We start from the raw sequence: 12,488 nt of genomic DNA on the forward strand, positions 1-12,488 counted from the left end.
TGCAGGCGGTCAGGAGTCCTTGAGCTTCTGGTAGGCATCCAGTGCCCGCTCCCGCGACTCCGGGAGCTCCACCAGGGGCTGGGGGTAGCCGTCCAACTCCGCCGTCCATGGTTCGTGGACCGCTTTGCCCTCAAGGCCGGCGATCTCCGGAATGAAGCGGCGCAGGTAGTCGCCGCCGGCGTCGAACTTCTTGCTTTGGGTCACCGGATTGAAGATGCGGTAATAGGGGGAGGCATCTGCGCCCGAGCCGGCCACCCATTGCCAGTTGGCGGGATTGTTTGCGGCGTCGGCGTCCACCAGGGTGTCCCAGAACCATTGTTCGCCCACCCTCCAGTCGGTCAGGAGGTTCTTGACCAGGAAGGATGCCGCTGCCATGCGGACGCGGTTGTGCATCCACCCGGTCTGCCAGAGCTGCCGCATGCCGGCGTCAACCAGCGGGTAGCCGGTCTGGCCCTGTTGCCACGCAGCCAGTTCCTTCCGGCTTAGGGATCCCCATTCGAACTTCTCAAAGTCCGGCCGGAAGCTGCGGGTGGCCAGTTCCGGATTGTGGTAGAGCAGGTGCCAGTTGAATTCGCGCCAGCCGAGTTCCGAGCGGAAGATGCCGACGTCGGCAGGAACCTGCCGCGGATGGCGGCGACGGATCTCACGCCATACCCGGAACGGACTGACTTCACCGAACCGGAGGTACGGAGACAACCGGCTGGTTCCTTCAGTGCCGGGGATGTTCCTTCCGGTCCCGTAGTCCTCGATGGGACCATCCAGGAAGTCAGTAAGGCGGTCTACCGCGCCCTTTTCGCCGGGCACCCACGTTTCGGCCAGTCCTCCGCTCCAGTCGGGCGAGGTGGGCAGCAGCTTCCAACTGCTCAGGGAGTCGCTTGACGGGAGGCCCGGGCCGGAGGAAGCGGGTTCGGGAAGGTCTTGAGGAGCGTCGAAAGGATCCCTGATGTCGCCGGCTGCCAGGCAGGCGCGCCAAAACGGTGAGTAGACCTTGTACGGGCCGCCGGCGCCGGTCCTGATGGTCCAGGGCTCGAAGAGCAGGTTGGCCTGGAAACTGGAGGCTTCGATGCCGTTCCTGGCAGCCCATTCCTTCAGGCCGGCGTCGATATCGCGTTCCGGTCCGCCGTAGCGGCGGTTCCAGAAGAGGTGGCCCGCATGCGTTTGCGTAGCCAACGAAGTGATGACATCGGCAGCCTTGCCGCGGCGCAGCACCAGCCGCGAACCCTTGGCTTCCAGGTCGGCGCCCAGTGCCGCCAGTGAGTGGTGGAGCCACCACCGGCTTGCCCTGCCGAGCGCCCGAACGCCGGGCGACTCCTCGTCCAGTACATAGACCACGGTCATCGGTGCACCGAGGTGGGCAGCTTCGGACAGGGCAGGGTTGTCGTCAAGGCGAAGGTCGTCGCGCAGCCATACGAGTGACGTCAGATCTGTGGAAGCCATGCCACCACGCTACACACCGGGGAACGGCAAAGGGCCGGGACTTTCCGTCCCGGCCCCTCAGCGTTGGCAATTACCTGCGTTCGCAGGCTCAGAGCTTGTCGAAATCCGCCTCATCCACATGGGATGCGGAAGCGGCCGAATTGCCCGAACCGATGGCCTGGGTGCTCTTGCCGCCGGACTTCAGTGCGGCCAGGCGGGCCTCGATCTCCACCTGCTCACCAAGGTCTTCCAGCTGGTTGAACTGTGCATCGAGACTCGATGCAGCGAGTTCCTGCTGGCCGCGGACCTTGGCCTCTTCGCGGCGGATTTTCTCTTCGAAGCGTCCCACCTCGCTGGTGGGATCCATGATGTCGATGCTCTTGATGGCGTCGTGGACCTGCGACTGTGCGGCCGCGGTCTTGGACCGGGCCACCAGTTCGTTGCGCTTGCTGGTGAGCTGGTTGAGCTTGCCCTTCATCTGGTCGAGGCCGGTCTTGAGCTTGTCGACCACTTCGCGCTGCGAGGCGATGCTGGGCTCCGCGCCCTTGGCCTCGCTTTCGGCAGCCATCTGGCGCTGCAGGGCCACCTTGGCCAGGTTGTCGAACTTCTCGGCGTCCGTCACATCGCCGCTGCTGCGGAACTCATCGGCCTTGCGGGAGGCTGCCAGGGCCTTGTTGCCCCAGTCGTGGGCATTGCGGACATCCTCGTTGTAGTCGTCTTCGAGCATGCGGAGGTTGCCGATGGTCTGTGCCACGGCTGACTCAGCCTCGGCGATGTTGTTGGTGTAGTCCCGGACCATCTGGTCCAGCATCTTCTGCGGATCCTCAGCGTTGTCCAGCAAGGAGTTGATGTTTGCCTTCGCCAGCTGAGCGATGCGGCCGAAAATGGACTGCTTAACCATGGTGTTACCTTTCGTCCTGCTCTGTTGTGGCCACTGCTGCCGGTGAACAGTGGTGTATTGCGCCTATCCGCCCGCCGGCATTCCGGCGGGCGCCTAGCTTGTGGTGATCAGAAGTCGCCTCCGCCGCCGGAGTCGCCGCCCCAGCCGCCGCCCATGTCGCCGCCGAAGCCGCCGGAGTCTCCGCCGAAACCGCCACCGCCGTCGCCGTGGCCGCCGCCCCAACCGCCACCGCCGCCGCCGTTGAGGATGGAGTTGATCAGGATGCCGCCCAAGATGGCGCCACCCAGGCCGCCGCCTCCGCCGCCGCCGCCGAACATGCCGCCACGGCCGTACCCCTGGTTGGCGTAGCCGTCAAAGTGGTCCACGTCCGCCTGCGCCAACTGGGCTGCCTGCGCGGCAAGGGCATGTGCCTGCTGTGCGTAGGTGAGGGCTGTGACGGGATCGGTCCGTGCGATGGAGAGCGCGTAGTCCAGGTTCCGCTGTGATTCCGCCAAACGGGTCCGTGCCTCAGTGCCGACGCCGCCTCGGCGGGCCGTGATGTAGTCCGAGGTGGCGCTGATCTGCGCCTGGGCGGACATGATGGTCTGCTGCAGCGAGGCCTGGGCCCGGCGCGCCTGCTCCTGCTGGTCGCGGATTCCGGTCAGCGACTGGTCAAGGGACTGATGGGCAGTCTCAACCCGCTGCAGCGTGGCAATGGGGTCGATCTTGCCACCCTGGATTTCGGCTTTGACCTGGGCAAGGGCAGCCTCGACGCCTGCTACCGGGCCGGCAAGCTCGGGATGGGCGCCGGATTGGATCATGGCCCGGGCCTGGGCCAGGTCCTGGGAGGTGTCCACCACCGCGGCCTCAAGGCTGTTCCGGGCCTCGTCCAGGCTGGACGAGAGCTTGGAGATGGCATCCATCAGGACATTCGTCTGGTGGAGGCTTTCCTCGGCAGCGCGTACGGCCACGGCGGCGAGGCTTGCTTCGCCCTCGTCGAGTTTCTGCTGTGCGGCGGTACTGGCGTTCTTGACGAAGGCGAGGCGTTCCTTGGCCTGGAGGATGTTGTCGGACACCTGGGCCAGGGCACTGTCGGCGTACTTGGCGCGCAGTGTGGTGAGCGATGCCTCGGCGTTGGTAATCTTCGCGTCGGCGTCGCGTGCTCCGGCATTGACGGCGGCCAGGGCCTGGGGCGCATTCTTTTCGAGTTCCCGCAGCGAGTCGAAGTCTGCCTTCTGCTCCTGCAGGGAGGCCAACGCGGCCTCTGACCGGCGGATGATCTCGCCCAGCCATGTCCGCTGCTGCTCTTCAGTGTCCGGGATGTGGTCGTCGAGCTGTTGCTGGAGCTTGAACGACTCGGTCATGTGGGCTTTGGCTTCGTCTAGGGCCTTGGTGAAGTTGCCAACGGCGGAGTCGCCGTATTGAGCCTGGGCGAACATGAGTTCCTGCTCGCTGGACTTGATGGCGTCATCAGCTTCGATCAGCAGCGACCCGCTCTTGCGGCGCAGCTCCTCGACCGTGAGGGAAGCCAGCGGGTCCACCTCGCCACCCTGGGGGCCGTAGCTGGCGCTCGAAGCCTGACCGGCTGCCTTCTTGCGGCGGTTTCGGAAGTACAGGTAGGCGCCGGCACCGCCGGCGGCCACAACGCCTGTGCCCACGAGCACCGCGGCACCGGCGCCGCCTTCGGACGGGAGCTTGCCGCTGCCGCCGCCCGCGGCGTCGCCGATCGCCGATGCCGCGTTGATTGCCGCCTGCGCGTAGTTGTCGTTGGCGAGCTGCGGCCCGATGGCTGTCGACTTGATGTTGTCGATTTGGGCGGTGGTGAACTTGCTGCCGCCCTTGTTCAGTGTGTACTGCCTGACACTGGGGTCGGTGGCAATCGCAAGTATCAGGGCATTCGGCCCCAGGTTCGCCTTCTGCGCTACTTCGTCAGTCCAGGCTTCGCGATCCGTGGGGTTTTCGAACTTCTTCACGGTGACGACATGCAGCACGGTGGCGTGGTCGGTACCAAGCTTCTTGATGGCAGCTTCGACCTTGGACTTGTCTGCGCCCAGCACTCCGGCTGAGTCGACGATCTTGCTCTGGGGATCCAGGCTGACCGGATCTTCGGCCCAGGCCGCGCCGGCGGGCACCGCAAGCAGGCCGGTAAGGCCAACGACGGCGAGAATACGTTTGAACTTTGACCGCATGTGCAACCCTTCAGCACGCCTGACACCGATTCCGGACGAATCAGTCGTCACGAAATCCAGCAGCGCCCCCACGCTTGGTGTGAAGCCGCAGGTCGCTGTGGCATTTCATCTTGATTCTATGGTGCACCCCACAGGCCGTCCATTGAGCTGAATATGCCACCAGCGAAACGTTGGGGGCAGGGCGGCTTCCAAGGGAGGTGATAGCTGGTGATCAGGCGCCAGCCGCGTTCAGCAAGCTCCCAGCAAACATCCGAACTTGTTCCAGCGACGGGGTACATAGTTAATGCAGACGAGGATGAAAGGAAGTCCCATGACTGAGAACCAAAGTTCCGGACACGGCCCCGAGGACCGGTCCACCAGCCGGAACCCCTGGCAGCAGCCCACCATGCCGGGAGACGGTCCCACGGACGCTCGGCATGCGGACAGTGCGGGTGCCGGTCCGGATGAAGCAGGAAACCAGGGCGCGGACGGCAATACTCCTACCCACGCGAACACCGGGGGAGTTGACCAAGGGCGCCAGTACCCCACGGAACAGTTTGACCGGCATGCCACGGACAACCCCACCCGGGAAATTCCGCGGGGCCAGCACCCCGAGTACCCGCAGCGCCAGCCCTTCTACGGCCAGTCGGCCTATTACGGGCAGAATCCGCAACACCAGCAGACCCAGCACGACGGGAACGCGCACCACTACGGCCAGCCCGCTGCCGGAACTGCCCACGGGGCGCCGGCCGGCGGCGTAGGACTTGCCCCCAACGCCAAGGATGCTCCGCGGCGCAAGGCGACGTTCGGCGTCGGGACCCTGGTGGCCAGCATCCTTGCTGCCGGCCTCGTCGGCGGAGGCGTTGCCACGGTGGGTTCCGGCGAGCTGTTCGGCAGCACGGGAACCTCCACTACGGCCAGCAGCAACAGCCAGCCAGGCACCGTGATCGTCAATAACCAGGACAGCGTCAATGAGATCACCGCGGCAGCCGTAAAGGCTTCGCCGAGCGTGGTCACCATCAGCGCCACCAGCGGGAGTTCCGGCGGAACCGGCTCGGGCATCGTCCTTGACGACCAGGGCCACATCCTTACCAACACCCACGTGGTGACCCTGGACGGCCAGTCCGCCAATGCCAACCTGGAAATCCGCACCAGTGGCGGCAAGGTGGTTCCCGCCAAGCTGGTGGGTACCGACCCGTTGTCAGACCTTGCGGTGATCAAGGTGGATGACACATCCGGCCTCACGCCTGCCACCCTTGGCGACTCTTCCAAGCTCAATGTGGGCGACACCGCCATTGCCATCGGTTCACCGCTGGGACTCACCGGCACCGTGACGGACGGCATCGTCTCAACCCTCAACCGCACCATCAGCGTGGCCTCATCGGCAGCGCCCGAAGGCGGTGACAACAGCCAGGGCGGGGACGAGGGCTTCCAGTTCGCGCCTCCCGGCGGCGGCCAGAGCCAGCAGAATTCAAGCCAGGGATCCATCGCCATCAATGTGATCCAGACTGACGCGGCCATCAACCCGGGCAACTCCGGCGGCGCACTGGTCAACAGCAAGGGTGAGATCATCGGCGTGAACGTTGCCATCGCCTCCGCCGGCTCGGGCACCTCATCCTCGTCCAGCGGCAACATCGGTGTTGGCTTCAGCATCCCGATCAACAACGCCAAGCGCGTGGCCCAGGAGATCATCGACACCGGCAAGGCGTCCCACGGGCAGCTGGGGGTCAGCGTCAAGGCAAAGACGACCTCCGGAGCATCCTCCGAGTTCTCCGTCGGCGCAGACGTGGCCACGGTCGAAGCCAACTCGCCCGCAGCCAACGCAGGGATCAAGGTGGGTGACGTCATCACCAAGTTCAACGACCTCGCCATCGGTGAGCCCAACCAGCTGACCGCCGCTGTCCGCGAACAGCCGGCAGGCTCTTCCGTGAAGATCACCGTCCTGCGCGGCGGCCAGGAACAGACGTTCGACGTCAAACTTGGCACCGCGGCCAGCTAGGGCAACTACACCGGTGAACCGGCAATAACGACGGCGGCGCCGCACCTTCGGGGGCGGCGCCGCCGTCGGGTGGACCACCCGGCCGCCGGGTTTCCGGATGCGGGCGTCCGCGCAGGGAAACGCACGGACACAGGGGTTAACCGGGCGTCACATGGCGGCCGCAATATGGTTAGCTAGACCTACCCGCATGCCGGGCACTCCGCGGCCACGACCTCACCCGGCTGGCTGTCCACAAGCATGGAAGGCTGCTGTCACTACAGTGGAAGATACTTTGAAGATTGTCGTCCTGGTCAAGCATGTACCGGACGCCCAGTTCGACCGCCACCTCAACGGGGAGGGCAACACTACGGACCGCGATGAAAGCATCCTGTCAGAGCTGGACGAGTACGCGCTCGAAGCGGCGCTGCAGCTCGCCGAGGCACGCGGCGGCAGCAAGGCCGGCAACCAGGTCATCGCCTTGAGCATGGGCCCCTCCGGCGCAGTCAACGCCGTCAAGAAGTCCCTGCAGATGGGTGCCACCGAAGGCGTCCACCTCACCGACGACGCCCTGGCAGGCTCCGACGCGGCCGCAACGTCGCTCGCGCTCGCAGCAGCCATCCGGCACCTCGGCCAAGTGGACCTGGTCATCACCGGCATGGCATCCACTGACGGTGAGACGTCCCTGGTGCCGGCACAGCTGGCCGAACGGCTTGGCCTCCCTCAGGTGACCTTTGCTTCCTCGCTGGAGGTCGCCGGCGGCAGCCTGACTGCGCGACGCGACGCGGACACTTCCTCGGAAACCGTGGAAGCGCCACTGCCCGCCATCGTGTCCGTGACGGACCAGATCAACGAGCCCCGGTACCCCAACTTCAAGGGAATCATCGCTGCAAAGCGCAAGAGCATCGCCACGCTGTCCCTCGCGGACATCGGAGTTTCCCCCGACCAGGTTGGCTTCGCCGGCTCCTGGACCACGGTGACCAGCGCCGAAGAACGGCCGCCGCGGACCGCCGGCACCATCATCACCGACGAAGGCGACGCCGGCATCAAGCTGGTGGACTTCCTGGCCGCCCAGAAGCTGCTCTAAGAGGATCACAGACATGGCAAAAGTACTCGTTTTCATTGACAACCCGGGCGCAGCCCTGAAGAAGAGCAGCCTTGAGCTGCTCACCCTGGCCCGCTCGCTGGGGGAGCCCGCCGTCGCCGTCAACGGTGAGCTCACCGACGCCGTCGCCGCCTCCCTTGCCGAATACGGCGCCGCGGCCGTGTTGCGGCCCTCTGCCCAGGACCTGAACGATTTCCTGGTTGCCCCCAAGGCCGCCTTCCTGGCGAACGCCGCAGAGAACACGGGAGCCGGCGTCGTCCTGCTGGATAACTCGCCGGAAGGCAAGGAAGTAGCGGCACGCCTGGCCATCCGGCTCAACGCCGGCGTCATCACAGACGTCGTGTCCGTGGATGCCGACGGAACCGCCCACAAGTCGGTCCTGGCGGGGTCCTACACCACCGCCTGCAAGGCCAAGACCCCTGTGTCCGTCCTGACTATCAAGGCCAACAACGTGGTACCGGAACCGGCGGCAGCAGCCTCGGCACCGGAAACCGTCACTGTGGAGGTTTCGGCCGGAACCGTTCCCGCTGCCCGCATCACGGCCCGCGAGCAGAAAGCGGCGAGCGGACGCCCCGACCTGACGGACGCACGCGTAGTGGTGGCCGGCGGCCGCGGAATGGACGGTGACTTCGGCCCCGTCGAGGAACTGGCAGACGCGCTGGGCGCTGCCGTGGGTGCATCGCGTGCGGCTACCGACGCAGGCTGGATCAGCCACGACGCCCAGGTGGGGCAGACCGGCAAGACCGTTTCGCCGCAGCTTTACATCTCAGCAGGCATCTCGGGGGCCATCCAGCAGAAAGCCGGGATGCAGACCTCCAAGGTCATCGTGGCCGTCAACAAGGACGCCGAGTCGCCAGTCTTCGAAATCGCGGACTTCGGAATTATCGGCGACGTGTTCGATGTGTTGCCCCAGGCAGCGGCGGAAATCAGGAAGCGCAAAGGCTGACCTTGGCTGCACTGATTCAGCAGGACCAGAGCCCGTTCAATCCGGAAATCCACCGGGTGGAGCGGGTGCTCTGTTTCGCGGCCCACCCGGATGACATCGACTTCGGCGCTGCCGGGACCATCGCCGCCTGGACGGCAGCAGGGGTGCAGGTAAGCTACTGCATCATGACCGACGGCGACGCCGGGGGATTCGATCCGGCCCACCGGGCAGACATCACCGCCATGCGTGACGCTGAGCAGCGAAGGGCCGCCGAACTGGTGGGTGTCACCGACATCCATTACCTCCACGAGCGCGACGGCTACCTCGAACCGACGCACGAGGTGATGCGGGGAGTGGTGCGGCTTATCCGCGAAATCCGTCCCGACGTCGTGCTTTCCATGCACCCTGAACGTAACTGGCAGCGCATCCAGAAAAGCCATCCGGACCATCTGGCGGTGGGGGAGGCCGTGACACGCGCCGTCTACCCGGCGGTCGAAAACCCCTTCGCCTACCCGGAACTGGCTGAAGCGGGACTCGAGGCCTACAAGCTGCCGTGGCTGTGGCTCTATGCGGGCCCGGAAGAGCGCGAAAACCATGTTGTGGACGTGACCGGCCACGTGGACGCGAAGCTTCAGGCCATTCACGTGCACGTGAGCCAGCACCCCGATGTGGCAGCCATGGAGGCAGCCGTCAGGCAGGGTATGAGCGTCAACGCCCAGCGGGCCGGGCTTCCGGCCGGCCAGAGCGCAGAGGCGTTCCATGTGGTGGCCGTGAACGGTCCAGGCACCATCGCCGGCTTCTAGCCGCCAAAGCAGAACACCCCGCCTCCTTCGGGAGGCGGGGTGTTCTTTGCATTCAGGGTCCGGCTACGCTCCGAGCGGAGCCGCTGCGACAGTGGGCAGGGTGGGGGTGCGGGAACCGCCCACAGGCTCCACGGTGATTCCTAGCGTTGCGGCTGACGAAATACCTTCAACCACAGCCGGCTTGGACAGGGCTTCCTTGTCCATCAAACCCTGGGAAACTGGTGCTGAACCGTCCTTGGGAATGAGCCACATCTGGTAGACCTTGCCCGCCGGGGGCGCCGGAACGCCGTTCATCTTCACCACTGCGGCGTTTTCCGAGGGCGAAATGAGCAATGTCGCCGTACCGCCGCCGGTAACGTCCACAGACGCTTCGCGAAGATCCGATGCCCTGACGACCTGGTTGACGGGATCGTTCTGGTCTGCGAAGTAGGCTCCCAACCCGACTCCGCCCAGGGCTATTGCCGCGGCAGCAGCAACGCCCGCGAGCCAGCGGCGTGTTCCCGAAGGCCGGCGCCGGTCTTCCCGGCGCTGGCGCGCCATGGCGAGTTCATCGCCATCGGCCGCGGCGGGCACTGTTGCCGGTGGGGCTTCGGTGGCCACTGCGTGCGCCGGAAGCTGGGCGACAATCCGTTCAAAGAGATCTGCGGGGGGTTCTTCCTCGACGCGGAAGGTGGCAGCCAGCGTTTCCCGCGCCTGGCGGACCCTGCCGAGGAAGGCCTGCCGCTCGGGCTCGGGTGCGGAGAAGACGTACTCGTCGATGGCGCGCCGCTCGTGGTCCGTCACGGCGTCCAGGGCATAAAGCTCCGCGAGATCCACGGCCCTGCCTGATGCGAGGTCCGCGGCAACCGTATCGCCGAAAGATCGGCCGTGGTGTCCTTGGTTCATGTCTGTCATCTCAACTCACCCCCAAACAGGTCTTCAAGCGGATCAGCCCGTCGCGGATTCGGGACTTAATGGTTGGTACTGCAGCGTTCAGCCGTTCAGCGACTTCCCGGTAGGTAAGGCCCCCGTAATAGGCCAGGCGTACTGACTCCTGCTGCGTTTCGGTCAAGGTCTCCAGGCAGCGGACCACAGCTTCGGCTTCCAGCCTGCTGCTGACCTCGTCGGAAACGCTGTCATGTTCGATGTCCTGCGAGCTCGCTCCGTATTTCGCTTCGCGGTCGGTGGAGGATTGTGCCGATCTCACCCGGTCCACGGCGCGCCGATGGGAAATAGTCATCAGCCAGGAGAGCGGGCTCCCCGCCGAGGAATCGAACTTTGCTGCGTTCTGCCACACCTGCAGGAATACCTCCTGGGTGGTGTCTTCGCTGAGTTCGGGATCGATCAGCACCCTGCGCGCCATGCCAAACACCCTGCGTGACGTGAGCCGGTAGAACTCGGCAAACGCTGCCTGGTCGCCGCGCGCTATCCCTTCCAGCAGGACTGCCAGTTGATGGCTGGAGTCAGCCGGGGGATCTGTTACTGCTGCCACAGCCTCGCTGTTTGGCGCCTTGGGAGTCTCCATTGCTTCCAAGCATAAGTCTCCTGGCGGAGAATCTTTAGCAATGCCATTGACATGCCGAGCGGGTCTGGACCCTGCCTCCAGAAGTGTCACCTGCTCCTCCTCCATCACGCGTGCGACGATTCCCAGCTGTAATTCGGGGCTGCGGAGCGCATGGATGGGCCGCCTGGCGGATTTCCTGAAGGCACCCGGCTCTGGCGCGACGCGGGGTGATGATGCCTGATTAGACTTTGGCGCCGGCAAACCCCTGCTGCCGCCACGCCTCATAGACGGCGATCGAGGCGGCGTTGGCCAGGTTGAGGGAGCGCAGTGCGGGCAGCATGGGCAGCCGGACCGTTGCCGTGACGTGCGGGTCGGTCTTCACCTCGGCGGGCAGGCCGTCGGATTCGCGGCCAAACATCAGCACGTCGCCGGGTTGGTAGGCGATGTCCGTGTAGCTGGCCGTGCCATCGGAGGTGAAGGCGTAGACGCGTTCGGGCTGCAGGTGGCGCCACGCGTCCTCAAGGGTGGCATGAACGGTGACGACGGCGAGGTCATGATAATCAAGGCCTGCCCGCCGGAGCTTCGCATCAGAAAAGTCGAAGCCCAGCGGCTCCACGAGGTGCAGTTCCGCACCGGTGATGGCTGCGAGCCGGATGGCGTTGCCCGTATTGCCGGGAATCTCGGGTTCGTGAAAGAGGATGCGGAACACCATCCCATCCTAGCTACCGCAGTCAGTGCATTCCGCGCAGGAGGCGGGCAAGGACCGGAACATTCACGGTGTTGGGGGCCGGGCCGGAGGACAGGAACTCCTTGAGCCCGCGGGTCAGCCCCGCAGCGTTGACGATCCTGACAGTTTCAAGTTCTCCCGCTGATCGCCGGTGCTGGTCAATCACCGGTTCGTGCAAGTTTCCACCGGGGCTGTGGACCACAGTCCATCCCGTCACGTTCAGTTCCGGGAAGATATCCTGCATTGCGCGCACCACCTGCCCAAGTTGCGGTGGTGCGATGGCGCGCCCGCCGTGGTTCAGCGTCCGGCCGTCCCACGCGTAGGCGCCCTTGGGAAGCAGCATGGAACCCACCAGCGCCAGCCGGTAGCCGGAGAGGACCGCGTGATCGATGTGGCTGTTGTCCGCGGGGGACAGGAGGCCGTTGATCAGCCTGGCGGCCGGGATGGCCGGCAGCACCTGCCGGGTGAGGAGCTGTACCGTGCGCATCTCGCGCTGGATCCTGGCCTCGGCGCCGAAGATGCCCCGTTTACGCGGCATGCCGTGGACCTGCTGGCTGGCCTGGGCGAGGGGAATCAGCGGAACCATGCCGCCGTCGTCGTAGGGCGGCACATAAACGGGCGGGTCTCCGGCGGTGTTGCGCGTCCCGGGCTGGCGGTGGACAGTGGCGGAGGCCCGGCTGCCAGCAGGCGGAGCGTCAAAATGCGGACCATTGTCCGCTGAGCCGTTCTGGAAGGAGCCTGCCGCATAGGAACGGTCGTACGCCTTGCGGCGCTGGGGATCGATGAGGGTTTCATATGCTGCTGTCACCTGCCGGAAAATCGCGGCATCGCCGCCGTGGTCCGGATGGGCCGAGCGGGCAGCGCGACGGTACGCCAGCTTGATTTCCTTGTCGGTGGCAGTGACGGCCACCTTGAGGACCTGGTAGTGGGAACTGTTGCCCTCAGTCAAACACTCATCCTTTTCTCCATACACCGGCCCGCGGGAATCCGGCCTGCCCAGTCTAGC

11 protein-coding genes are annotated in these 12,488 nt (G+C 65.4%); 4 read left to right on the forward strand and 7 right to left on the reverse strand.

The genetic code is table 11. The features are described 5' to 3' along the window. Nucleotides 1-9 precede the first annotated feature (9 nt). The 3 genes from OVA06_RS05810 to OVA06_RS05820 form a co-directional block, all read right to left on the reverse strand. The gene (locus OVA06_RS05810) at nucleotides 10-1,437 is read right to left on the reverse strand and encodes a cryptochrome/photolyase family protein (RefSeq protein ID WP_268156953.1); all 1,428 of its coding nucleotides are present in this window, start codon (nucleotides 1,435-1,437) and stop codon (nucleotides 10-12) included. An 88-nt stretch (nucleotides 1,438-1,525) separates the two neighbouring features. After that, the gene (locus OVA06_RS05815) at nucleotides 1,526-2,317 is read right to left on the reverse strand and encodes a PspA/IM30 family protein (RefSeq protein ID WP_056084922.1); all 792 of its coding nucleotides are present in this window, start codon (nucleotides 2,315-2,317) and stop codon (nucleotides 1,526-1,528) included. A gap of 107 nt (nucleotides 2,318-2,424) precedes the next feature. Next, nucleotides 2,425-4,485: a TPM domain-containing protein gene (locus OVA06_RS05820; RefSeq protein WP_056085383.1), complete on the reverse strand. Its 2,061-nt coding sequence runs from the start codon at nucleotides 4,483-4,485 to the stop codon at nucleotides 2,425-2,427. 310 nt (nucleotides 4,486-4,795) lie between these two features. Here OVA06_RS05820 and OVA06_RS05825 point away from each other — a divergent pair, with 310 nt between their 5' ends. The 4 genes from OVA06_RS05825 to OVA06_RS05840 all read left to right on the forward strand — a co-directional run bounded on the left by OVA06_RS05825 (nucleotide 4,796) and on the right by OVA06_RS05840 (nucleotide 9,272). Beyond that, nucleotides 4,796-6,463 carry a S1C family serine protease gene (locus OVA06_RS05825; protein WP_268156957.1) on the forward strand — a complete coding sequence of 556 codons (1,668 nt, stop codon included), beginning with the start codon at nucleotides 4,796-4,798 and terminating at the stop codon, nucleotides 6,461-6,463. 271 nt (nucleotides 6,464-6,734) lie between these two features. After that, nucleotides 6,735-7,526 carry an electron transfer flavoprotein subunit beta/FixA family protein gene (locus tag OVA06_RS05830; protein ID WP_015937642.1) on the forward strand — a complete coding sequence of 264 codons (792 nt, stop codon included), beginning with the start codon at nucleotides 6,735-6,737 and terminating at the stop codon, nucleotides 7,524-7,526. Nucleotides 7,527-7,539: 13 nt separating this feature from the next. Further along, nucleotides 7,540-8,490 (forward strand): electron transfer flavoprotein subunit alpha/FixB family protein, encoded by a 951-nt coding sequence (locus tag OVA06_RS05835; protein ID WP_268156959.1) that lies wholly within the window; start codon nucleotides 7,540-7,542, stop codon nucleotides 8,488-8,490. Between the two features lie 2 nt (nucleotides 8,491-8,492). Beyond that, nucleotides 8,493-9,272: a PIG-L deacetylase family protein gene (locus tag OVA06_RS05840; protein WP_056084931.1), complete on the forward strand. Its 780-nt coding sequence runs from the start codon at nucleotides 8,493-8,495 to the stop codon at nucleotides 9,270-9,272. Nucleotides 9,273-9,335: 63 nt separating this feature from the next. Here the strand turns inward: OVA06_RS05840 and OVA06_RS05845 are convergent, their stop codons facing one another. From OVA06_RS05845 to OVA06_RS05860, 4 genes are all read right to left on the reverse strand, one after another. Further along, a complete protein-coding gene (locus tag OVA06_RS05845) occupies nucleotides 9,336-10,166 on the reverse strand; it encodes an anti-sigma factor (protein WP_268156962.1) in 831 nt (276 codons plus the stop codon). 1 nt (nucleotide 10,167) lies between these two features. Further along, nucleotides 10,168-10,776 carry a sigma-70 family RNA polymerase sigma factor gene (locus OVA06_RS05850; RefSeq protein WP_056084934.1) on the reverse strand — a complete coding sequence of 203 codons (609 nt, stop codon included), beginning with the start codon at nucleotides 10,774-10,776 and terminating at the stop codon, nucleotides 10,168-10,170. A gap of 220 nt (nucleotides 10,777-10,996) precedes the next feature. Then, nucleotides 10,997-11,464, reverse strand: a complete 468-nt coding sequence (locus OVA06_RS05855) for a tRNA (cytidine(34)-2'-O)-methyltransferase (protein ID WP_056085388.1) — start codon at nucleotides 11,462-11,464, stop codon at nucleotides 10,997-10,999. A gap of 22 nt (nucleotides 11,465-11,486) precedes the next feature. After that, nucleotides 11,487-12,431: a J domain-containing protein gene (locus OVA06_RS05860; RefSeq protein WP_268156964.1), complete on the reverse strand. Its 945-nt coding sequence runs from the start codon at nucleotides 12,429-12,431 to the stop codon at nucleotides 11,487-11,489. Nucleotides 12,432-12,488 lie beyond the last annotated feature (57 nt).

Origin of the sequence: Pseudarthrobacter sp. SL88, assembly GCF_026672455.1 — a bacterium.
Taxonomy (GTDB): domain Bacteria; phylum Actinomycetota; class Actinomycetes; order Actinomycetales; family Micrococcaceae; genus Arthrobacter.